Source organism: Acinetobacter sp. 22512 (genome assembly GCF_052044755.1).
Lineage (GTDB): Bacteria > Pseudomonadota > Gammaproteobacteria > Pseudomonadales > Moraxellaceae > Acinetobacter > Acinetobacter pittii.
The window spans coordinates 212384-236146 of record NZ_JBQENP010000003.1; the positions used below are offsets into that span (position 1 = coordinate 212384).

Annotated in this window: 21 protein-coding genes, 1 tRNA gene and 1 riboswitch; of the genes, 10 read left to right on the forward strand and 12 right to left on the reverse strand. The window is 40.5% G+C overall.

All coding sequences use genetic code 11. The features are described from left to right. The first annotated feature begins 116 nt into the window (after positions 1-116). Positions 117-794, forward strand: a complete 678-nt coding sequence (locus ACTJJG_RS05375; protein WP_002115060.1) for a DUF1345 domain-containing protein — start codon at positions 117-119, stop codon at positions 792-794. Between the two features lie 58 nt (positions 795-852). Here the strand turns inward: ACTJJG_RS05375 and ACTJJG_RS05380 are convergent, their stop codons facing one another. From ACTJJG_RS05380 to ACTJJG_RS05395, 4 genes are all read right to left on the reverse strand, one after another. Beyond that, positions 853-1458, reverse strand: coding sequence for a glutathione S-transferase family protein (locus tag ACTJJG_RS05380; RefSeq protein ID WP_069120415.1), 606 nt, complete (start codon positions 1456-1458; stop codon positions 853-855). A gap of 49 nt (positions 1459-1507) precedes the next feature. Beyond that, positions 1508-2203, reverse strand: coding sequence for a helix-turn-helix transcriptional regulator (locus ACTJJG_RS05385; protein WP_002114898.1), 696 nt, complete (start codon positions 2201-2203; stop codon positions 1508-1510). A 71-nt stretch (positions 2204-2274) separates the two neighbouring features. Further along, positions 2275-2949: an HAD-IA family hydrolase gene (locus ACTJJG_RS05390; protein WP_069120417.1), complete on the reverse strand. Its 675-nt coding sequence runs from the start codon at positions 2947-2949 to the stop codon at positions 2275-2277. Continuing rightward, positions 2946-3878 (reverse strand): RluA family pseudouridine synthase, encoded by a 933-nt coding sequence (locus ACTJJG_RS05395; protein ID WP_005066005.1) that lies wholly within the window; start codon positions 3876-3878, stop codon positions 2946-2948. Before ACTJJG_RS05395 ends, ACTJJG_RS05390 begins: the two co-directional genes overlap by 4 nt. Positions 3879-4599: 721 nt before the next feature. On the opposite strand from ACTJJG_RS05395, the gene ACTJJG_RS05400 reads away from it, so the two are divergent. From ACTJJG_RS05400 to ACTJJG_RS05410, 3 genes are all read left to right on the forward strand, one after another. After that, positions 4600-7920, forward strand: a complete 3321-nt coding sequence (locus ACTJJG_RS05400; protein ID WP_032062901.1) for an Rne/Rng family ribonuclease — start codon at positions 4600-4602, stop codon at positions 7918-7920. A gap of 189 nt (positions 7921-8109) precedes the next feature. After that, positions 8110-9951 (forward strand): long-chain-acyl-CoA synthetase, encoded by a 1842-nt coding sequence (locus tag ACTJJG_RS05405; protein ID WP_032062900.1) that lies wholly within the window; start codon positions 8110-8112, stop codon positions 9949-9951. 184 nt (positions 9952-10135) lie between these two features. Then, positions 10136-10211 (forward strand) — tRNA-Lys (locus tag ACTJJG_RS05410). 64 nt (positions 10212-10275) lie between these two features. On the opposite strand, the gene ACTJJG_RS05415 is transcribed toward ACTJJG_RS05410, so the two are convergent. Further along, on the reverse strand, positions 10276-11172 hold the full coding sequence (locus ACTJJG_RS05415; protein WP_032062899.1) for a LysR family transcriptional regulator: 897 nt from the start codon (positions 11170-11172) through the stop codon (positions 10276-10278). Between the two features lie 112 nt (positions 11173-11284). On the opposite strand from ACTJJG_RS05415, the gene ACTJJG_RS05420 reads away from it, so the two are divergent. Then, positions 11285-12040: an SDR family oxidoreductase gene (locus ACTJJG_RS05420; RefSeq protein WP_005079248.1), complete on the forward strand. Its 756-nt coding sequence runs from the start codon at positions 11285-11287 to the stop codon at positions 12038-12040. 45 nt (positions 12041-12085) lie between these two features. Here ACTJJG_RS05420 and hemW read toward each other — a convergent pair whose 3' ends face one another. Beyond that, positions 12086-13240 (reverse strand): radical SAM family heme chaperone HemW, encoded by a 1155-nt coding sequence (gene hemW / locus ACTJJG_RS05425; RefSeq protein WP_032062898.1) that lies wholly within the window; start codon positions 13238-13240, stop codon positions 12086-12088. Between the two features lie 116 nt (positions 13241-13356). On the opposite strand from hemW, the gene ACTJJG_RS05430 reads away from it, so the two are divergent. Then, the gene (locus ACTJJG_RS05430) at positions 13357-13818 is read left to right on the forward strand and encodes a DMT family transporter (protein ID WP_032062896.1); all 462 of its coding nucleotides are present in this window, start codon (positions 13357-13359) and stop codon (positions 13816-13818) included. Positions 13819-13850: 32 nt separating this feature from the next. Beyond that, on the forward strand, positions 13851-15197 hold the full coding sequence (abeM, locus tag ACTJJG_RS05435; RefSeq protein ID WP_005079254.1) for a multidrug efflux MATE transporter AbeM: 1347 nt from the start codon (positions 13851-13853) through the stop codon (positions 15195-15197). 33 nt (positions 15198-15230) lie between these two features. Here the strand turns inward: abeM and ACTJJG_RS05440 are convergent, their stop codons facing one another. Together ACTJJG_RS05440 and ACTJJG_RS05445 are read right to left on the reverse strand one after the other, a co-directional pair. Continuing rightward, positions 15231-16481, reverse strand: coding sequence for an acyl-CoA dehydrogenase family protein (locus tag ACTJJG_RS05440; protein ID WP_002115020.1), 1251 nt, complete (start codon positions 16479-16481; stop codon positions 15231-15233). Positions 16482-16513: 32 nt separating this feature from the next. Further along, the gene (locus ACTJJG_RS05445; protein ID WP_002114788.1) at positions 16514-17761 is read right to left on the reverse strand and encodes an SfnB family sulfur acquisition oxidoreductase; all 1248 of its coding nucleotides are present in this window, start codon (positions 17759-17761) and stop codon (positions 16514-16516) included. A gap of 256 nt (positions 17762-18017) precedes the next feature. Between ACTJJG_RS05445 and ACTJJG_RS05450 the strand changes: the two genes are divergently transcribed. From ACTJJG_RS05450 to ACTJJG_RS05460, 3 genes are all read left to right on the forward strand, one after another. Beyond that, entirely contained in the window at positions 18018-19316 is a 1299-nt protein-coding gene (locus tag ACTJJG_RS05450) for an ABC1 kinase family protein (protein ID WP_044101311.1), read from the forward strand. A gap of 101 nt (positions 19317-19417) precedes the next feature. Next, complete coding sequence (locus ACTJJG_RS05455; protein WP_002114896.1) at positions 19418-19672, forward strand: type B 50S ribosomal protein L31; 255 nt, start codon at positions 19418-19420, stop codon at positions 19670-19672. A 251-nt stretch (positions 19673-19923) separates the two neighbouring features. Continuing rightward, positions 19924-20256, forward strand: a complete 333-nt coding sequence (locus ACTJJG_RS05460) for a HopJ type III effector protein (protein WP_002114866.1) — start codon at positions 19924-19926, stop codon at positions 20254-20256. Positions 20257-20760: 504 nt separating this feature from the next. Here the strand turns inward: ACTJJG_RS05460 and crcB are convergent. The 4 genes from crcB to ACTJJG_RS05480 form a co-directional block, all read right to left on the reverse strand. Continuing rightward, entirely contained in the window at positions 20761-21141 is a 381-nt protein-coding gene (gene crcB / locus ACTJJG_RS05465; protein WP_019768038.1) for a fluoride efflux transporter CrcB, read from the reverse strand. Positions 21142-21268: 127 nt separating this feature from the next. After that, positions 21269-21335, reverse strand: a riboswitch (Fluoride riboswitch). Between the two features lie 44 nt (positions 21336-21379). Next, positions 21380-21790 (reverse strand): GFA family protein, encoded by a 411-nt coding sequence (locus ACTJJG_RS05470; RefSeq protein ID WP_017398757.1) that lies wholly within the window; start codon positions 21788-21790, stop codon positions 21380-21382. A 78-nt stretch (positions 21791-21868) separates the two neighbouring features. Beyond that, entirely contained in the window at positions 21869-23074 is a 1206-nt protein-coding gene (locus ACTJJG_RS05475; protein WP_069120422.1) for a TIGR03862 family flavoprotein, read from the reverse strand. Then, complete coding sequence (locus ACTJJG_RS05480) at positions 23064-23702, reverse strand: SAM-dependent methyltransferase (protein ID WP_081318687.1); 639 nt, start codon at positions 23700-23702, stop codon at positions 23064-23066. The genes ACTJJG_RS05475 and ACTJJG_RS05480 overlap by 11 nt, the downstream gene beginning before the upstream one ends. Positions 23703-23763: the final 61 nt, after the last annotated feature.

Below are 23763 nucleotides of genomic sequence, written 5' to 3' on the forward strand. Positions count from 1 at the left end.
TATCTTATGAATATAAATGAAAAGAATTGAAATAAAATCTATATAAAACCATATATTATTTTCACCATTTAATAAAAAATAATATATTTACCGTGTAATAAAGGAGACTAGGAAAAATGGTTGGCGTATTTCAACATCTAGGACGTAGTGTACAAAACCGCCCACATTTCTTTATTGCTTTATTCATAGGTATTGTCACAGCCGGTATTTTGACATGGTTAACATCATGGAAGTGGTCAACTATTTTATTAGTCAGCTGGAATGCTTCCGTTAGCATATATTTACTACATGTTTGGCAACTCATGAAAAGTGCCGACCATTCACAAATGCAACAGCAAGCTAAAAAACAAGATGAAAGCAAATGGGTCATTATGCTGATTGTTTTATTAGCATTAATCATGTGTTTGGTTGCTATTCTAATTCAACTGTCACAACTCCCTTCCGACAGTTCTGCAAAGTTAGGTCATGTGGCTTTAGCTTTACTCACCATTGTGTCTGCATGGCTTTTTATGCATACCGTTTTTGCTCTACATTATGCCCATGATTTTTATATGGCTTTATCTAGAAATGAGGAAAATGGAGGGTTAGATTTCCCTGGTACAAAACAGCCAACTTATCCTGATTTTCTATATTTTAGTTATATTATTGGTACTTCTGCTCAAACTGCGGACGTGTCAATTACCACCAAGCATATGCGTCTTTTAAACTTATTTCACGCTGTGTTGTCTTTTGGATTTAATACCACCATTTTAGCGATTTGTATTAACGTTGCTGCTGGCTTTCTTACCAATTAAAACCTTTATTTGAAAACAAAAAAGCCACCCCTTTGGGTGACTTTTAAGAATATTAGGTTTACAGCAGTTGCCCCATAGTACTTTGTTTTAAGCCTTCACGCTGTTTGATCGTTTCAACATAACGGGTAATAGCAGGATGTGATTCAATCGCATTCATTTTTAACTGCCATAAAAGCATTGCTCCCACACTTACATCTGCTGCGGTAAATTGCTCACCACATACATACGGATTCGCTTCACTCAATCCCTGAACTAAAGCTTGATAAGCATCGTTGTAATCGCCATAGCCAACAAACATTTTTTGCTCAGGTGATACTTCTATTCCTAAAGCTTTATCAACACCCGCAGCTTCCCAAGGGCCCGCCATCACAAATAACCAACGATAGTACAAACCACGTTTCGGATCATTCAAGGCTGGTGCCAAACCTTTATCACTAAACTTATCAGCCAAATAAGCACAGATTGCACCCAACTCATAAATCACGACATCGCCATCTACCAATACCGGTACTTTTCCAAAAGGATTAAGTTTTAGATATTCAGGCGATTTCATCTCGGTCTTATATGCGACTTCAATTCGTTCACATTCAATACCCAACTCGACCAAAAGCCAGTCAATAACTACACCACGTGACTCTTTGTTAGTATAAAGTTTAAGGCTCATTCTTATTGCTCCTTGTTTATCGTAGTTCTTAGTTTACAAATAACTTTTGTCAGTTTTTGTCAGTAGTCCTTTGCATTTCTTGTTTCCACCATCTTTGAAACAGATGTTTTTTAAATTCAGGATATATTTCCTCACTCATTTGCAAGTCATGGATACGATCTATCCGAAAATGGCGAAATGCCTGCCGCAATTCACACCAAGCAGCAAGTACAACTTTGTCATGTAAATACCCTAAAGCAAAAGGCCAAAGTGAACGTTCACTTAACCGTTTTTGTTCATCGCAATAATCGACTTTTATTTTTACTTGTTTACGAATCGCTAAACGTACTTGTTCTACTAAAGCTTCATCAACCGGATGCCAGTAATGTGTAACGCCTAGCGTCATGTCATCGATCAAATATTTCCGGTGCTCAGGTAGAACTGCATAAAGTTTAGAATAGATTGAAACGGCTGCCGATTTCATTGCCTGATCTGGGACGTCTTTCAACCACTCTAAAGCTAAAAATAGAGCTTCGGCTTCATTCTCATTAAAAGTAACCGGTGGTAATAAGATGTCTTCTTTAAGCTGAAAACCTAAGCCTGCTGAGGCATCAATTCTTACACCTTGCTCACGTAAGCTATCAATATCTCGATAGACACTTCGAACACTAATGTTTAGGCTTTCAGCCAAGACTTGTGCTGTGATTGGGTAACGGGCTTCACGGAGCTGTTGTAAAAGATTTAATAGACGAATTGAACGGCTCATTTTTCTCTTCTTATTGTTTTGTTTCAGCTTAAAAAAGAGGGAACGTATTCCCTCTTTAATACTATTTCAATTTAAGCGACATCTACAGTAGGTAACTGAGCATACCCTCTCAAAAAGCTGTGAAGCTCTTGTACATCTTTAGCAATCGTTAAAGGTTGGAACTTTTGCAGAACTTCAACCGAATGTACGCCATAGCCTACTCCGATACGCGGCATCCCTAAACGCTGTGCCATCTCAAGATCATAGCTGCTGTCACCAATCATAACCGCTTGCTCAACATTCACACCAGTTACAGTCAATATTTCTTGCAGCATGAGCGGATCTGGTTTTGAACGTGTTTCGTTGGCTGCCCGAGTCACATCAAAAAGATGAGTACTTTGTGTTTTTGCGATTACACGGTCTAGCCCACGGCGGTTTTTACCCGTTGCAACTGCAAGTTTTAAACCTTGCGCTTTTAAGTCATGGAGTAGTTCAGAAATACCCTCAAACCATGCGTCACTAGTCGAGTTCGCAATATAGTGATCGCCATATACCTTTAAGATCGAGTCATGCAATTCTGGCGCTTCTGGAAATAAGGTCTGCATAACCTCAGGCAAGCCTAACCCAATAATACTTTTTGCGGCTTCATCGCTTAGAGACAATTCATGTTGCTCTGCTGCATGTTGTAGGCTCGCAACAATCTGGCCAACAGAGTTATATAAAGTTCCATCCCAATCAAAAATTACTAATTCGGTTTTCAGACTCATTTTGCTACTCTCAAAGCCTTTAATAACTGGGTCATGTCTTCTGGCAACGGCGCTTCAATCGGTGGATAACCCGGAATATCTAAACGCATCGCGTGTAAACATAAACGTCGTGCCTGCGGACCTGCGTACTCAGTGGTGTGTCCATATTTATCATCACCCAACAACGGATGTCCAATACTTAAGCCATGGACACGAATTTGATGGGTACGACCTGATAACGGCGATGCATGAACCAAAGTGGCATTTTTAAAACGCTCTGCAACAACCCATTCGGTTTTACTCGGTTTACCTTCTTTAGACACCCGTACACGACGCTCGCCATTGGCTAACTCATAACGAAATAAAGGTGCATCAATGAGTTGTTTATCGAGACTCACCTGACCTTTTACAATCGCCGCATAAGTCTTACGAATTTTGTGCTCACGCAACATATCTTGTAGCAGCTTTAAAGTACTACGTTTCTTGCTAATCATAACCAGACCAGAAGTGTCACGGTCAATGCGGTGAATTAGTTCTAAATATTTTTTACCTGTCGCTGCACGTAAAGCCTCAATCAAACCATACGCCACACCACTACCACCATGTACAGCAATACCTGATGGTTTATTTATGACTAACAGTCCTTCATCTTCATAGACCACACGGCTGAGTAGGCTTTGTGCTACACTATCACTCACAGGAGCAGCGGTTTCATCCTTTTGTTCATAGCGAATAGGTGCAACACGAATCTGATCTCCAATCTCTAATTTGGTCTCAGCTTTAATACGTTTTTTGTTTACTCGAACCTGACCTTCACGAATCAAACGATAAATACGACTCTTAGGTACACCCTTTAAACGTGAAAACAGGAAATTATCAATTCGCTGTCCTGCTTGATGTTCATCCACCTCAAACCAAGTGACACTTTGCCATTGCTGTGTAGAATTCATACTAATATTTAAACCTGAAATTTTGCTAAATTTGATTAATAAATGACCGATTAGCTTAGTTTTTTCACAAGAAATCTAAGCTTAGCCCATAGGCAGATGCTGCAAGGTTTGATATAGTCAGCGCACGGATACCGCCGTAAGTGAACATCTAATAGGGAATTTCCCTGATTGAAACCTCAATCAAAATGATGCTTTCATCACCAGCTCGGATTGGTCCTAAAGAATTATGCCGACGCCGAAGGCTTATTATATCGGCAAAATGACAAACTGTTGCGTTTAATTCAGTTTGTTCAAAAAAATATGTTACCAACTCTAGTTGGTTATGGAACGTAAACTGATACACATCAGACAAATCGCTCCTTAATGTTGCCTTCAGGCTAAAGCGTTGATGCATTGGAACTGCCGAAAGCACCGATACGATGAGCATTCCGTATCAAACTTCCAAAAAGAAGTCACTTCGCGCCCAATGACAGTGAAAGTCATTAACCAATGCACCGCTCACCCGCCAGTGAAGCACTAAGGAAGTCCGATTTAAAGGTTGAAGCAGTATTGCCTACATCACAGACGAGAATCGAAGCTAAGGCTAAATGTAGCCGGTAACAGATGACTCAGACCACAAATATTTTGAGATCTGGGAAATGATCCGTCATGTTCGATGTTCGTTTAGAACCTTTAAGTTTGTGCGATATGTTTGTGTGGGTCACTATTAGGTGTCACACCCATGAAACGTATGTTGATTAATGCAACTCATGCAGAAGAAGTCCGCGTTGCACTTATCACTGGTAATCGTCTTTACGATTTTGATTTAGAGAATCGTACCCGAGAACAGAAAAAATCCAATATCTATAAAGGCCATGTAACCCGCGTAGAACCCTCTTTAGAAGCTGTTTTTGTTGAATACGGCGCAGGCCGTCAAGGCTTCTTGTCTATGCGCGAAATTGCTAATAGTTATTTCCAAGCAGACCCACGACAAACTTCAAACATTCGTGAACTTATCACTGAAGGTACTGAATTACTTGTTCAAGTCGAAAAAGAAGAACGTGGCAATAAAGGTGCAGCCCTTTCTACCTTTATTTCACTTGCAGGACGTTATTTGGTTCTTATGCCAAACAACCCGAAAGGCGGCGGTATTAGCCGTCAAATTTCAGGTTCTGTACGTGAAGAATTAAAAGAAATTCTAGCTTCTTTAAATTTACCACGTGGTATGAGCGTTATTGTACGTACCGCTGGTATTGGTCGTACCCAAGAAGAATTACAGTTAGACTTACAGCATTTGCTTGATCTTTGGACTCAAATCCAAGGTACAGCGAGCTCTGGTCCTTCTCCAATGCTAGTTCATCAAGAAGCTGGTGTTGTTACTCGTGCTATCCGCGATTATTTACGTGATGATGTTGCAGAAATCTTAATTGATAGCGAACAGGCTTATAACGAAGCTTATAACTTTGTTAAAGCAGTGATGCCTCGTCAATTAGACAAACTTAAAACTTATACTTTAAATGAGCCATTATTTGCTCATTTTGGTATTGAAAGCCAAATTCAAACTGCTTATGAACGTGAAGTAAAACTTCCTTCTGGCGGTTCAATTGTGATTGACCAGACTGAAGCTTTAGTTTCAATCGATATTAACTCTGCGAAATCGACTCGTGGACATGACGTTGAAGAAACTGCGCTGAATACTAACTTAGAAGCAGCAGAAGAAATTGCTCGCCAACTTCGTCTTCGTGACATTGGTGGTTTAGTTGTAATCGACTTCATCGATATGACTAAAGAGCGCAACCAACGTATGGTTGAAGCAAAACTTCGTGAAGCAACACAAAGCGATCGCGCACGTATTCAGTTTGGCCAACTTTCTCGTTTTGGCTTAATGGAAATGAGCCGTCAACGCTTACGTCCATCTCTTGAAGAAGCAACAGGTTATGTGTGCCCTCGCTGTCATGGTACAGGCATGGTTCGTGACTTACGCTCACTTTCGCTTTCTATTATGCGTAAAGTAGAAGAGATCGCGCTTCGTGAACGTCATGGTGAAGTACAAGTAGAAGTACCTGTTGAAATTGCAGCATTCTTACTCAATGAAAAACGTCATAGTCTTGTTTATTTAGAACAAACTTCTAGTGTTCGTGTGACTGTTTTACCTCACCCGCACTTAGAAACCCCTCACTACGAAATTCAGTACAATCCAGATGGATTTGCACCATCTAGCTACGAACGTACTGAAGCAACTCGTTCAAGTGAAAAAGAGTTAGGTTATGAATCTTCTGAATGGCATTTAGAAGAAGCCGATCATGGCCATACTCATGCAGCCCCTGCTGCCAATAACGCAGCCAACCAAAAGAAAGCAAATCAAGCGGCTCAACCTGCTGCTCAGGCAAGCGCTCAAAAAGCAGCAAGCCCATGTGCATGGTTAGAAAACCTTTTTGTTCAAAAACAAGCTCAAACAGTTGATCAATCTCGCTCAGCACAAAATGCTGCTGCCGCAATTGAACAAATGGTGAATACTGGCGCTGTTAGCCGTGGGCAGTTTGGACAAGTTGTAGCACCAGCAGTTGCTGAAGTTACTTCGGCTCCATCTAACAATGCTTATATTTCTCAATCTCCTGTTAAGCAGGAAGCACGTGAGAATGTTGAAAAAGACGATAAAGTACAACAGCAGCGTCCAAACAACAAAAAACGTAAGCACAAAGAGCAACGTGAACAACATCAACATCACCACAATCAAGAACCACAGCAACAACAGGTTCATGAAGAAGTTGTACAGTTATCACGCCAAGAGCAACGTGAATTAAAACGTCAACAAAAGCGTCAACAGCAAGATCAGCCGCATGCGCAACATCAAAATGATGGGCAACAAGCTGAACATGCTGTACCGCGTCGTGACCGTAATAATCAACAACGTCCAAACCGCCCGAATCGCCACCGCGATCCAAGCGTATTAAATGAAAATCAAAATACGCCAGCACCAGCAGTTGTTGATGAAAAACAAATTAAGGTTGATTTGATTGATGCTCCACAGCATGAAGTCATGAATACAGCCTTAGTCATCAATGTTGATCAAGCACAAAGCGAAATTATTGCTTTAACGCCTGAGCAACCTGTTGAACGCACTGAAAAAGCACCTGTTGTTGAAGCTACTCAAGAATCAGCTCCAGCACCAGTTGTGGCAGTGGAAGAGACGGTAACTCCTGAAGCAGAAGCTCCTCAACCAAAGGCTGAGAAAACTCAACCGCAAGTTCAACGTGCAAGTAATGATCCTCGTATGCGTCGCCGTGAACAACGCAATGCAAAACGTGCTAAAGCTGCTGCACCATCAATTGCCCCATCGCAAATTCCAACGTTGGCGCAATATACAATTGGTAGCTTGATCCGTCATGTTTACGGTGAAGACTGCACAGTACTGATTGAACAGTTTGGTTTAGTTCCAACATTCAATCGTGCATTGCAGAAATTTGCAGAGCAATATGCAAGTACTCTAGTAACTGAAGTTCCAGCGGAAGCTGAAGACAAAAAGCCTGTTACTCGTGATGCTGAGCTTCCAAGCAACAAGCCTTCACAAGAAGCAGAACCTGCACCAGTACTTGCGTTGACGCCACCAAAAGAAGCGACACCACGTGTTGCTAATGACCCACGTGAACGTCGTCGTCTAGCGAAACTTGCTGCTGAACAAGCTTTTGAGCAAGTCAAACAACAACATTCTGCAACAGAAGAAGCTGCACCTGTAGCTGAGTCTGTAGAACAAACTGTTGTTGTTCCTACTGCTGAAGCACAAGTACCTGCTGAATCAAAACAGCAACCGCTTGAGCTTGATCAGGAAACTGAAGTAGCAGCTAGCGTAGAAACACCAACTGAAACTGTAGTTGAAGCTCCAGTTGCAAAACAGCCAAAAGCAGCTGCAAAAGCCAAAGCAGCTACAGAACAAGCTGTAGAGCCAACTGAAGCTCCTGCCGAGAGTGAATCAGAAGATTCTAAAGCTGATAAGGACAAACCAAGTCGTCCTCGTCGCCCTCGCGGTCGTCCACCAAAGAAAGCAAATCCTGTAGCTGAGTAAATCATTTGCTCAATTGCAGCTAATTTAAACAAACCTAGTCATTTCGATGACTAGGTTTTTTTTGTTATTTTTAGCCAATTAGGTTGATTGCACTAGAAGAAACGTTTTAAAAGCATGGTGAACCATGAAAATACTGTACTTTTGCCAACACAACCTTTTTGGATTGATCGAAAAATAAATAGGATTGATATGAGCCAGACAACACAGACCGATATCATTACGCTTGGGGATGTTGCCACCAGACTTCCTAGCTTCATTCCCAAAGTACCCCATATCCTGAATGGTCTTAAACAGGCTTATTTAAGAACAGCAAATACACCAACTGGTTTAGGTGTAGCTTTTGAGAAAGCTGTTAAGCGAAATCCGAAAGGTATTGCTTTATTATTTGAAGATCAAAGTTACTCATACGAAGCTTTAAATGAATGGGCTAACCAGATTTCTCACTATTATTTATCTCTCGGCGCACGTAAAGGTGATGTGATTGCCGTAATGGTTGAGAACCGTTCTGAGCTTATTGCCACTATTGTAGGCTTAGCTAAAATTGGGGTAACTATTGCGCTTGTAAATACATCTCAAGTCGGTAAAGTTCTCGCTCATAGTGTCAACCTTGTAAAACCAATTGCAGTCATTGCGGGCGAAGAAGTCCGTGCTGCAATCGATGAAATTCGTCAAGACTTAGATGTTCCTAAAGACCGTTTCCATTGGTTTGCAGATCAGGCTACTCGTCAAAATGCCGGAACAGCACCTCAAGGTTATGCCAATCTTGCAATAGAAATTGATCAATTCCCGAAATTCAATCCATCGACCACACACTCTGTTCATGGTAATGATGGTCTGTTTTATATTTATACTTCGGGAACAACAGGATTACCAAAAGCAGTTATTTTTAAACATAGTCGCTGGACACTCGCATATGGCACTTATGGCCACATTTTAAACCTTGGTCCAGATGATGTGATGTATGTAACTTTGCCGCTGTATCATGCAACAGGCGTGGTTGTTTGCTGGTGTGGTGTGATTGCAGGAAGCTCTACCCTTGCCATTCGACGTAAATATTCAACCAGTGCTTTCTGGAAAGATGTACAGAAGTTTAATGCCTCTGCAATCGGTTATGTAGGTGAACTTTGCCGCTACTTGATGGATGCTCCGACTACAGAGCTTGACCGTGCTCACCGTGTAACCAAAATGATTGGTAACGGCATGCGTCCAAACATCTGGGATAAATTCAAACAACGTTTTGGTGTTCAAGAAGTTCTTGAGCTTTATGCCTCAAGTGAAGGTAACGTTGGCTTTAGTAATATTTTCAACTTTGACAATACGGTAGGCTTCTCCCCTATGCCGTATGCAGTCATTCAATTTGATAAAGAAAAGAATGAGCCTGTACGCGATAAAAATGGTTGGTGCAAAAAAGTTAAAGCAGGTGAAGTCGGTTTACTGGTAGGCAAAATTACCAGTCGCTCTCCATTTGATGGCTATACCGACCCAGAAAAGAATAAATCTGTGATTATGCAAGATGTCTTCAAAAAAGGTGACTCATATTTCAACACAGGTGATCTTGTCCGCAATATTGGTTTCCGTCATGCCCAGTTTGTTGACCGCTTAGGCGATACCTTCCGCTGGAAAGGCGAAAATGTATCTACCACCGAAGTTGAAAACATGGTGTGTGAATATGACAAGATCGCTGAAGCTGTCGTTTATGGTGTAGAAATTCCAAATACCAATGGTCGTGCAGGTATGGCAGCAATCACACTTGCTGATGGTGCCGAGTTAAATGACGCTGATTTAACAGAAATGGTGACTGTATTTAAAAAATGCTTACCTGCTTATGCGGTACCAGTGTTTTTACGTATACAAGCTAAAGTTGAAACTACAGGTACTTTTAAGTACCAAAAGAATAAATTGAAGGAAGATGCGTTTAATCCAAGCAAAACTTCTGAACGTTTACTCGCTTTATTGCCTGGTGCAAGCAGTTACTGTGACATCACAACTGAAATTTTTGACAACATTCAGGCATATAAATACCGTTTTTAGTTCATTTTTTAGCTAAACAAGAGGAAATCGTGCTTTTTATAGGCAATCATGCAAATGTTTTTAAATTTCCTCTTGTGTTAGTTGAATAACTTGCTAAAATACGCGACATCAAAACAAAGGTGGTGTTAGAAAACTTTTAGTTATCTTGCACTTCACATTCAAATAATATTTGAATGTTTGTTCAGGGTCGTTAGCTCAGTTGGTAGAGCAGCGGACTTTTAATCCGTTGGTCCCGCGTTCGAGTCGCGGACGACCCACCAAATTCTAAAAAGCCTCTCACTGCGAGAGGCTTTTTTTTATTGTTAATGTATTTTAGTTTTATGACTAAAAGATGACGATGCACTTCTTATATAGAACATCCCTAGTCCATTCCATAAAGATTTCTAAACGTTTAGGAATATAACTTCTATTCGGATATAAAATATTAAGTGGAAGTGATTGAGCGGTATAGGCACTTAGTACTTCAACTAAAGTTCCCTGCTCAATTTTATCCTGAACATCGTAGTATGGAAGTTGAATAATTCCCAAACCTGCAATAGCCGCTGCAATATAGGCTTCCGTATTATTTACGCTTAAAGCACTATCCATCATCACAGCTCCATCTTGATATAAGAATACGCCCTGTTTCTCTCCTACAGCCCCTCCATAGTTAATAAGTTTGTGTTGAGATAGATCTTCTAATTGTTCAGGAATACCGTACTGTTCTAAATAGTCAGCACTTGCACAGTTCACCATAATCAAGTTGCCAACAAATTTCGCAATTAAACTACTACTCTCTAAATGCCCTACCCGAACAACACAATCAATTCCTTTCTCGATTAAATCAGTAATGTCATCTGAGCTATGAAGTTGTAAATGGATATCTGGATAGCGGCTATAAAAATCGGGCAGTTCAGGAATAATCACTTGATGCACGATTCGGCTGGGCATTGAAATTTTTAGCGTGCCACGATAATGCTGCTTTTGTGCCTGTATAAGCTGTTCGAGCTGTTCATAATCAAATAACAGATTTTGACACTCAGGTAATATTCGTTGTCCATCTTGGGTAAGGCTAACTTTACGCGTAGTTCGATGAAATAAGCGTACCCCATAGTGAGTTTCTAACTGTTGAATAGCACTCGTTACTGTCGAGCGAGGTAAATCAAGCTGATTTGCCACTTCACTAAAGCTTTGTCGTTTAGCGACTTCTGTAAAAATAAAAAATTGCTGCAACCGATCCATTTAATTGTTCGTATTTTTTGAATAGTTAAACCAAACTAGCATAATTGATCAAAAATTACCGCCAATCTAGACTAAAAACACATTAAAACAAGTCATCATAGGAACAACCATCATGACAACTCATACTCTGAAAGATAAAGTTGTACTGATTACGGGCGGTGCAAAAAACTTAGGTGGACTGATTAGCCGCAGGTTTGCAGAACAAGGCGCAAAAATTGCAATTCACTACAATAGCGCTGAAACTCAAGCAGATGCAGAACAGACACTTGCAGATGTAACAGCATTCGGTGTAGATGCCGTTTTAATTCAGGCAGACCTAACGGATATTGATAATATCGAAAAGCTATTCTTAGACACTAAGCAGCATTTTGGCGGAATTGATATTGCCATTAATACAGTTGGAAAGGTTTTAAAGAAATCTTTTTTAGATACCACAGAACAAGAGTTTGATAGCATGAGCGATATCAACTCAAAAATTGCCTATTTCTTTATTCAATCGGCAGGTCGTCATTTAAATGACGGCGGCAAGATTTGTTCAATCGTGACTTCTCTTCTTGCAGCCTACACTGGACTCTATTCAACCTATGAAGGTTTAAAAGCACCTGTTGAGCATTACACACGTGCTGCATCAAAAGAATTTGGTGATCGTCAGATTTCTGTGACTGCTGTTGCACCTGGGCCTATGGATACACCTTTCTTTTATGGTCAGGAATCTGCCGAAGCAGTGGCTTACCATAAATCAGCTTCAGCTTTAGGTGGACTCACCAAAATTGAAGATATTGAACCTCTAGTTCGCTTTTTGGTAACTGATGGTTGGTGGATTACAGGACAGACTATTTTTGCAAACGGCGGCTATACCACTCGCTAAAATAAAAAAAGCCGCATCTGATGACGCGGCTTTTAGTTTGTTTAATTATAAAAACTCTTCAAGCACTGAGTTTAAGAAAATATGGCCTTGCTCCGTACAGGCTAAACGGGAAACATCATCTACCAGTAGTTTTCTAGCTCGTAGAGAAGTGAGTACTTCATTTAAGTGACCCAGGCTTAAACCTGTACGCTGCTCATATAACTCAGCTTTTACACCATCATTTAGACGTAAAGCATTCATCATAAACTCAAAAGGTAGCTCTTCTGCCTCAATCTTTTTCATTTGCAAATGTTCGGCTGGAACCTTAGCCAAATAGTCTTTTGGCAAACGAGTCTTTTGGAAACGATATACACCATCTGGTCGGGTTACTTTGCCATGTGCCCCTGCACCAATCGCAAGGTAATCACCAAATTCCCAATAATTTAAATTATGAGCTGAAGGCTGCTCTTTACGCCAAGCCGACACTTCATAATTTATAAAACCATTGGCTTTTAGATAAGCTTCACCCTGCTCTTGAATATCTTCTAACACCTCATCTTGAGGTAAAACGGGCTGCGTACGGAAGAATACGGTGTTTGGCTCAATAGTCAGTTGATACCAACTGATATGTGTCGCGCCATGCTCTACAGCCATCTTTAAATCATAAAGTGCTTGCTCTAGCGTTTGCTCAGGTAGGCCATGCATTAAATCGACATTAACTCGCTTAAAGCCTGCTTGTCGTGCCTGCTCAATTGCATCCATAGCATTGTTGACTGAATGAATACGCCCAAGCTTTTGCAAGTGCTCTGTATTAAAAGTCTGCACACCAATCGATAAACGGTTAATACCTGCTTCTAAATAGCCTGCAAACGGATCATGTTCTAGTGTTCCGGGATTTGCCTCTAGGGTGATTTCACAGCCATCTTCAAATTTGAGCAATGACTTAAGCTGTTCAAACAGCCACGCATAGCCTTTAGCAGAAATAAGTGAAGGCGTTCCACCACCAATAAATACACTATGAATTGAACGTCCCTGAGCCATCTCAACTTGAGTTTCAAAGTCGGCCACCAACGCCTTTAAATAGGTTTGCTCGAGTTCTGCCGAAAGCGCTCCATCTGGTACGGCATGCGAGTTAAAGTCACAATATGGACATTTACGCACGCACCAAGGCATATGGATATATAAAGATAAAGGAACAGAAGCAGGATTTAATACGGCCAAGGAGCAGGTCCAATTTACACAATATTTCTATTTTAACATGACTGCATCAATGGGCTTATGAAAACATACCTTAATTGCTTTAGACTGTTTTTAAACATACTTAAATATTGATAAAAATGATGAAATTCTCTAGTCAACTTTTCCTGGTCTTACCTCTAGCTATGGGAATCGGTGTTGCCATGGCTTTTCAGACTGCAATCAATGCTCAACTGCGCGAGCAACTACACTCACCGTTGCAAGCAGCTTTATTATCATTTTTCATAGGTACTATTGTTTTAGCCGTTATGGTTTTTTTCCAAAGTGCCGAAAAGCCCTCTTTAAGTGAAATATCAAATATTCCATGGCTTCTTTGGACAGGAGGATTCCTTGGGGTTTATGCAATTAGCATGAGCATTTATACTGCACCTAAACTTGGTTTTTTAACCTTTACAGGGCTAGTCGTTTTTGGGCAATTGCTCATTTCAATGTTGCTTGACCATTTTGGTTGGTTAGGTACAGAAAAGACACCTGTTACATGGCAACGGTTTCTGGGTGGCGTGATCATCTTTGTCGGTGTGTTACTCACTTTGCAACGTTAGCTTCATTTTTATATTTAAAAAGAGTACCTTTTGTGTCGAATGTCACATCTTTTCGGTCTGAATTAAAACAACTCTTCCACTTAATGCTACCGATTTTAATTACCCAGTTTGCTCAAGCGGGATTTGGGTTAATTGACACTATTATGGCTGGGCATTTATCCGCAACCGATTTAGCAGCAATTGCGGTAGGTGTGGGCTTATGGATCCCAGTCATGCTCCTGTTCAGTGGCATTATGATTGCAACTACACCTTTGGTCGCTGAAGCAAAGGGCGCAAGAAATACAGAACAAATTCCTGTCATTGTTCGTCAATCCTTATGGGTCGCCATCATTTTAGGCGTAATGGCTATGCTCATTTTGCAGCTTATGCCGTTTTTCTTACATGTGTTTGGCGTACCAAAAAGCTTACAGCCTAAAGCAAGTTTATTTTTACATGCGATTGGTTTAGGCATGCCAGCTGTGACCATGTACGCAGCCCTACGCGGTTATTCTGAGGCTTTAGGCCATCCACGTCCTGTAACGGTCATTAGCTTACTGGCCTTAGTGGTTTTAATCCCTTTAAACATGATTTTTATGCATGGATTAGGGCCAATACCTGCATTAGGTAGCGCAGGCTGTGGTTTTGCAACCTCAATTTTACAGTGGCTCATGCTAATTACTTTAGCTGGCTATATTTATAAAGCTTCGGCTTACCGTAACACGTCTATTTTTAGCAGATTCGATAAAATTAACCTGACTTGGGTAAAAAGAATCTTACAGCTTGGCCTACCCATCGGTTTAGCCGTGTTCTTTGAAGTCAGTATTTTTAGTACAGGTGCATTGGTACTTAGCCCACTAGGTGAAGTCTTTATTGCAGCGCATCAAGTTGCAATTTCAGTTACCTCTGTGCTGTTTATGATCCCGCTTTCACTTGCGATTGCCCTGACCATTCGTGTGGGAACCTATTATGGTGAAAAGAACTGGGCTTCGATGTACCAAGTCCAAAAGATTGGTCTAAGCACGGCAATATTTTTTGCCTTATTGACCATGTCTTTTATTGCTCTAGGTCGTGAACAAATTGTCTCGGTTTATACTCAAGATATAGATGTAGTTCCTGTTGCCATGTATTTACTCTGGTTTGCAATGGGTTATCAGCTGATGGATGCATTGCAAGTGAGTGCCGCAGGCTGTTTAAGAGGGATGCAAGATACGCAAGCACCGATGTGGATTACACTCATGGCATATTGGGTGATTGCTTTTCCTATCGGACTTTATTTAGCACGTTATACCCATTGGGGTGTAGCTGGCGTATGGTTAGGCTTAATTATTGGTTTAAGCATTGCTTGTGTTTTATTACTTTCAAGGCTTTATTTAAATACCAAACGTTTAAGCAAAACCTAATAAAAAAGCCGATTATTCATCGGCTTTTTTATTTTATGCAGACTTGGCTCGCGGGCTTGCTCCAATTTGCCAGACAAAGGGCAAATCGGTACGGTTTACTTCCCAATCTCCAATCACCTTTTCTTTATAGATGAGCGGATTATGTGAAGACACCGTTCGAGCATTACGCCAGAAACGGTCGAGTTGTTTGACCTGACTACTTGCTGACGCGCCCAAAGCATTAAATAATTGGCTGGTTAAATCGAGTACCAAATTAGAAATCACCACCTGTCCTTGCGCCGACTCAAGCTCTGCATCTACATTAAACTGATGTTCTTTCACCTCTAACTCACTAAAGTGACTTTCATAAGCCTTCTGCAATGCTTCAGCTGTTTTAATCGTAATTGCTAGACTTCCGTAAGCTTGAGCAGAGGCTTTACCCACCACCTGTAAAACTTGTGGGTCATGACGAACAATGTCTCCATTACCATGACTAAAAATACGTTTTCTCTCACGAATCTCCTGACTAAAAGTTTCTACTGCCGCATGTGCAATACCCGTTAAAGTTGCAAGATGGACGACTTGATAAAAAGCAGTTTGATATTTAAAACGCTGGTCAAATGGAATAAGGTGCGAAGCCGGCAAGTGAACCTGATGTACTTTTAAAGTACCGCTACCCGTCGTCTTTTGACCAAAGCCATCCCAATCATCAATCACACTCACGCCTGTTTCATGGCGATAAATAGCAGCAATCACATGGCGGTCATTTACTTCATCGTAAGCAAATAAATCGATCCAGTCAGCAAAGATACTTCCCGTTGAATAGTACTTTTCACCATTCACTACCAAGTTGCCCGAAGCATCTTTGGTTACTCGTGTAACGACATCACCGATTTGCACATTTCCAACTTCGGTCCATGCATTCCCAACTAAATCACCTTGTACAAAACGCTGAAACCAAACCTCTTGTGAGTGCTCTTTATGGGCAACTAAGCGGTCTTCAACAAAAGCGAAGTGTCCACGCAAAGCTTGCACAATATTCGAGTCTGCTTGTGCTAACTCTGCTAAAAGCTGGAAAAGTTGCGGTAATGACACCCCATCTCCACCATATTTAACCGGAACACGTACCGCACCTAACTTGAGTTCTTTTAACCACTGAATCGGTTCAAAAGGCAAGATTCGTTCTTTTTCTCGCTGAATTGCACCTTGGGCAATTTTTTCAAAAACTGGGCGAAATCTACTTGCGACCTTTTCATAATCGGCGCCTACAGATAGTTCTTCTAATTCAATTTGGGTAATCGTCATCTTTATTCTCCTAATCTTATTTTTTCTTCACTTTAGCTCCATGCATGACGAGGTGGATGGATGCCATTGAGGTAGTAATTACCGACAATGTGATATTTCCAACGCACTGGATCATGCAAGGTATGAGTACGCGCATTACGCCAATGGCGGTCCAGATTAAGCTCAGACAAGGTTGACCGTGTTCCAGACAACTCAAAAAGCTTATTCGCTGCTAAAATCGCAACTTCTGTAGTGAGTACTTTTGCTTCAGCAACCAGTAATGTGGCTTGGTTTACATGCTCTTCTGTCGTGTCGGCAATCGCTTGATCAATCGCATCTCCTGCTAAATCTAATACCGCTTCTGCCGCACGAAGTTTTATTTTTAAATCACCAATGTTTGCAATCGTATAGGGATCATCACTCGCTTTTTCCAAACCTGAATCGACCCATGCACGACTATGATTTTTGACATAGTGAATTGTTTCTTCAATTGCGCCACGTGCAATACCAGCATCAACAGCAGCTTGAATAAATTGTGAAATTGCACCTGCTGGGGTAGGACGCTCAAAAGCCTGATAAATCGGAATTAGATATTCTTCACGTACTGGAACTTGATTAAGTTCAACGGTTCCACTGGCCGTGGTTCTTTGCCCGAAACCAGACCAGTCATTAATAATATTCACCCCTGAAGTTTCCCGAGGAACTAGCGCCGCATAAGGTTGCCCCTCTTCATTTACAGCGACAATAGGAACCCAATGCGCAAGCAATGCACCTGTTGCAAAAAACTTCTTGCCATTAATTTCATAACCGTGCTCGGTCTTTCGTAATGTGGTAGTGAGGTCAGCCACCGTTTTGCTATGTTTTTCTGAAAAGGCATTGCCAAAACGAATCCCTCTCAACACTAAGTTAAAGAAAAATTGTTGTTGTTCTGGGCCTGCATCAAGGCGTAAATGTTCAATAAAAGCCAAGTGATTTTGAGGAAGCTGTGCAAGAGATGGGTCAACACTCGCAATTGTTTTGATGACCTCAGCCAAGGTTCGATATTTAACTTGGGCACCACCAAATTGCTTGGGAACCGTAATAGCCCATAAGCCACTTTGTGAGAACTGTTGAATTTCGTTTAGAGGTAAACGGCGCTCTTTGTCTCGCTCAGATGCTTCTTGTGCAAACTCTTGAGCAAGTTGTTTGGCAAGCTCAATTGCCTCTTCATCAGAACGAATAATATGCGCATCTTTTGACTGCTCAAACACAGATAAAGGAACCGCCTGAGACCGCCCATGGGCCGAACTTAAACTTGTCATAACTTTTGTTATCTCTATTTTTATTTAACCTGTCATTCACATTACCACCAAAAAAACAGGCACTTTATAGATATTAAAGCTTTGTTTATGAAATGGATTTTCACAAGCTTTTCATATTTTTTACTATAAAAATAACATTTTGTTTTTCGAAAAATTTCTTACATGAGATAAACAATTTCATATAGGCTTTTTAAGCTTTGTCACCTATGATCAAAACTAGGCAATATTATGTTGTAGTCAATGAGGTATCGAAGATATGGCAAAGAATGCAAGTTCACCCGGCAAACGATTTATGAAACTTGCAGGAATGACCGCGAGCATTGCAACGAAAACCGTTTCTAACTCGATTCGAAACTTGACCGCAGATGAAGAGCAAAAGCTGGCTTCAAAAACTAAGCTATTTCAGGATATTGGTTTGCAAATTGCCGACACCTTAGGCGAAATGAAAGGTGCCGTCATGAAAGTCGGCCAAATTGCATCACAATATAAAGATATTTTCCCACCCGAGGTCGCTAAAGCAATTTCTAAGTTACAGCGCCAAGCTCCGCCTATGCCCTTTGCTGCTATTCAGCAACAAGTTGAACGTGAGCTTGGAAAGCCGCTGAATGTTGCCTTTAAATCTTTTGATCAAGAACCTTTTGCAGCTGCTTCAATTGGACAAGTTCACAAAGCTGTCTTGCCAAGTGGTGAACAAGTCGTGGTTAAGGTGCAATATCCGGGTGTTGATGAAGCCTGTGAAAGTGACTTAAAACAAGTACGTTTGGCACTTCGTTTAATGGGTGTGCTTAAAATTGATAAAAAGCTACAAGATCAGCTTTTTGCAGAGATTCAAGATAGTCTGTCAGCAGAGCTTAACTATGAAATCGAAGCTCAAAACCTTGAAGTTTTCAAAACATTCCATAGCCAGTTAGATGACAAAATTATCATCCCGACCGTTTATAAAGATTACTCTTCAAGACGTATTTTAACCTTGAGTCTCGAACAAGGTGATAGCATTGAAACTGCCAGCGCTTGGCCTATCGAAATTCGAAATACCATTGGACGCCGCTTGATTCGTGCTTTAGGTCAGGAAATGTTCTTTTTAAAACGTTTTCACTGTGACCCTCATCCGGGTAACTTTGCTTTCCGCCAAGATGGTAGTGTCATTATTTATGACTATGGCAGTGTTAAAACGCTCTCAAATGAAATCGTGCAGCACTTTAAATGCTTAGTAAATGCAGCTCGCCATGAAAATATTGAGCTAATCGAAACAGAATTATTTGAACTACATTCACTTGCTGAAAAAGGCAAATTCCCGAGTGATCTATATAAACTCTGGATTGAAGTATTATTACGTCCGCTTACCACCACTTATAATTTTGCAGAGAACTCATCACATCATGATGGCATGTTACTTGTGAAAAAATCTTTGAAGTATTGGGATGTCTTTAAACCATCACCAGATACTTTAATGGTCAACAGAACCATTTCAGGACATTACTGGAACCTGATTCACTTAAAAGTTCATGACAATCTAAACGATCTATTTGAAGAGCTTGTACCACCTTCTAACTAACTTAATTTACTGATCAGTGTAGCCTTTTATGGGTTACATTGACTTTTTAATTGTTATGTTATAACATTTCTTTAATCAAAAATAATTTAGGACAATCTCTCATGCGCAAAGATATTCATCCTGCTTATCAACAAGTGTTATTTCATGACACCAATGCAGACGTCTACTTCTTAATTGGTAGTACTCTTCAGTCTAAACAAACCAAAGAGTATCAAGGGAAAGTCTACCCTTATGTCACTCTTGATATTTCAAGTGCATCACACCCTTTCTACACAGGTGAAGTACGTCAAGCAAGTAACGAAGGCCGTGTAGCAAGCTTCAATAAACGTTTCGCTCGCTTTAATCGTAAGAGTTAATCTTGCGTTAAGATTTGACCAATACACTTAAATCATTGGAAGCCTAAGACTATCTCCTCCACTTAGGCTTCTTTTTTTATGTGCATTTTTTCGATCATTTCTAAACTGTGTATAAAAGAAAACTTATCCACAATTTGTCTAAAAACTCTTCTGATTTTTTTCAATAACTCCTCAATTTTTATAATTGCCAAGCTTTCAAAGCATGTATTCAATGCTATGCTTAACCCCCATTTGATAGGAAGTTTAAGATTATGGCACAAGAGTTACTTGCCCAATTACAAGCAGGCACAGCAAAATTTTCAGACGTTTTAGCTCATATTGAGGCACGTTACCAACATACTCCAACGGCTTTTCAAAATGGTGCGCAACATAACGCTGCTACTGAAAATCAAGGCAGTGCAAAAGTTTTCTCTTTTGCCAAGTTACAAGGGTTAGACCAAGCACAAACTTTAAGTTTATTTGCAGAACACTACGCATCTGTATTAGCTACCCCGGAGGGAACTGACCACCAAAATATTCGTCAGTTTATGCAAAATGGTTGGGATGGTGTGAAGTTTGAAGGTCAGGCTTTAACTGAAAAGTAATAGATTTAAATAAATAATAGAAACGACTTAATTTTTATTATGAGCACTGCCTTAAATGGAAGTGATATCCAAATGATGGATTGTATAGGCTAAGCTTACTTTTCAAGGATGAAAAGTAACAAAAATCCTTTGTTGCGCTGATGCTACATCCATGTAGCACAGCGAAACGACGGCATCCATGCCGTCTATCACGATAGTGAATGACTAATTATTAATTAAATTATTTAGTTAATCTCTTACATTCGATACGCGATAACGTCATTCGCAGCCTGCGTGGTGTCAATAAAAGATCGTTTTTGCAAAGCATAAGATAAATGGATTCAGTGAACAGGTTCTGCGAATGACAGATGCCTTTGGTTACTTTGGGCAAAACCAAAGTAACTTAATTAGCTGCTTCCATTAGATAACTCAACGATAAGACTCCGTCGTGAAAATCCTACCCAACACTCAACTTCGATGAGCTCTCACAACTTGAAATTATGGTCAATTCTTAAATATAAAAACTCAATGCCCCGCTACCCAATGATAAGTCGCCAAACCCAAACACGTAAAAATTAACGACCCAATTAAATGAATAGAAATAGCCAACATCGCCATGCCCAACTTACCACTTTGTAATAAAGTGACGATCTCAATCGAGAACGTTGAAAAGGTAGTTAAAGCACCACAAAAACCAGTAATCACAAAAAGCTTATAGTTCGGACTTAAATCACTTTGAGCAAAATAGGCAATTGCAAAACCAATAATAAAACCACCGACCAAATTAACAGTGACAGTACCAAGTGGAATCTGCGGGTAAATCGGGTTGAGTTTTAGACCCAAAAACCAACGCAACCATGCTCCTAGAACTGAGCCTAAAGCAATTGAAAGTAGAGAGTAATACATAGGACAACCCCCTTAGATAGACGCTAAAAGAGCAAAAAATAATGAAGGGAAATATGACACGGCGTACTCCAAAAAAAATAAGCAGAGTACGCAATAACCTACGTACCCAGCGATATAAATACATGAGGGCAACGTAGGCATCATTAGCCAATATGGCGGTTTTTCAAGGGAGGAATGCCATCTCCCTGTTTCAAGTATATTAGATCATCTAAAATTTGATTTAAACATACTTTTTAAATCATGGACGTTCAGCAAATTGTGGTAAATCATCCTGAATACATTCCCATTCCGCCTTAGAAGCAGCAAAAATATGCATTGTCGGCTTTTTGTCTAATACTGTATCAAGGGTCCCTATTCTTAAACGATATAATTCAGGCTGCGCATCACGAGAACTAATCAAAGGTGAGCCACATTCGCTACAAAACCAACGATACACCCCGTTCACAGCAAATTTTTTGACAAGGTTTTCACCTTGGGTAATTTTAAAATCTGCACTGTTGATTGGAGCATTGGTGGCAAATGCTGTTCCATTGGCTTTTCGGCAGCGTTGACAGTGACATTGAATAATATCTCCGATATCGCCCTTAATTTCATAGCGAATACCCTGACATAAACAACTTCCTTGATAAACTGGTGATGCTTGAGACATGTTCTCGTAAATCCTATTATTATTGATTGCTCAAAAATAACACTTTTCACATATCAAACATAGCACCAAATTATCCTGTTATTTCTCTAAAAATGAATGCACACCTTCACCAGCCGCTCGCCCTGTAGCAAAGCATGCTGTAAGTAAATATCCACCCGTAGGCGCATCCCAATCGAGCATTTCACCACAGCAAAAAACACCTGAGGTTTGTGTAAGCTCTAAGCTTTGACTTAATGCATTCTGCTTAACACCACCAGCACAGCTAATCGCTTCTTCAATGGGTCTAAACCCTTCTAGCTTAATTTGGAGCGCTTTGATCTGCTGAGCCATAATCTCTGGTTGGCTCCATAGCGCTTTATCGACCACTTCTCTGATTAAGTTAATCTTGGCTGTGTCTAAGCCTGCTTTACGCCAAATATTGGTGAGCGATTGTTTTTTGCTAGCCTGTAATTTTTTAACTAACTGTGACGACTCTACATCAGGCAATAAATCTAAAAACAAATTTAAGCTTTGCCCTTGTTTCTGTTGTTCTCGTAAAGCACGTCCAAGTTTATAAATAACACCACTTTCTAACCCATAGTGAGTAATCACAATATCACCATGATTAACTTGGCTGGGTTCAACCCACGCATTGATACGTTTTAAAGGTTCACCAAAACAGCTTTCCATAAAAGCTGACCAAGCGTGCAATACGCCTGCATTACTCGCTTGAAAAGCTTCAATATTGGATTGATCCATCCATTGCTGCCAAGCACCATCACTACCTAATTGTGACCAAGACACAGCACCACAAGCCAATACTACTGCATCGTATTGCTGGGTAAAGGTATCAGTGCTTTGATTATTTTGGTTTTCTAAAGTTACCGTTGTGCCTTGCAAATTAATACAACGATGACGATAAAAGAATTTAACCTGCTGTTCTGCCAAACGTTTTAGCCAAGCACGCAGTAAAGGTGCTGCTTTCATTTCGACAGGAAAAATACGACCTGAAGTACCCACATAAGATTCAATTCCCAGACTTTTCATCCAATTTTGAATCCAGACTGCATCCCATTTTTCCACCCACGGTTTGAGCCATTCTACACGGTCATAGCGCTCAATAAATTGCGCTAAAGGTTCGGCATGCGAGATGTTTAACCCCGTTTTACCTGCCATGAGAAACTTACGCGCAGCTGAAGGTTTCTGCTCGTATACATCAATATCATAAGCATATTGGCTCAGTACCTCAGCTGCCATTAAACCAGCCGGACCTGCACCAATAATGGCAACCCGCTTATTCGCCATGCACTTGACCTTGTAATGGGGCAAACTCATCAAAACGTGTGCTGTAACCTTCAGGTTTAGTGATCACAAGCTGTTGGCAAAGTTCTCCACGTTCTAAATACTTAATTTCAAAATGAGTACGTGCAGATGTTTGAGCAATTTTTTCTTTTTGGTAAGGCAGCTTCCAGACATTAATTAATTGTTGTTCAGCTTCTTCAATATATTCAGGAATATTACTTGCCAAAGTAATGGTTCCACCTGTTTGCAGACGAGAGATTAAGAACTCAAAAAATGGCATATTCAACCAGCGCTGTGCTGGATTATGTGGTTCTGGGTTTGGATAGAGAATAAAGAAATGTTCAACTTGAGCAGGATGTAGTGCATGTACCACCCACGGCAAAGCATCTGCATGCACAGGGATTAAATTATCTCTTGGTTCCAGACCATGCTGTTTTTGCATTGCCAAGAATTTTTCTCGGGTTCGTTCAATTGCATACAATGTGTGCTGCGGCTGTTGCCCGCTAAAAAGCAAAGCATGTTTACCCTTGCCCGCTCCAATTTCTACACAAATCGGGGTATTTTCAATTTGGGTAAAATCGCGAGGCGCTTGCATACGTTGTGCTTGAAATTGACGAATCTGCATAATCACATCAAACTAAATAAAAATCGGCATAAGTCTAACAAGTCACCTGACTTTTGCCTAATCTATT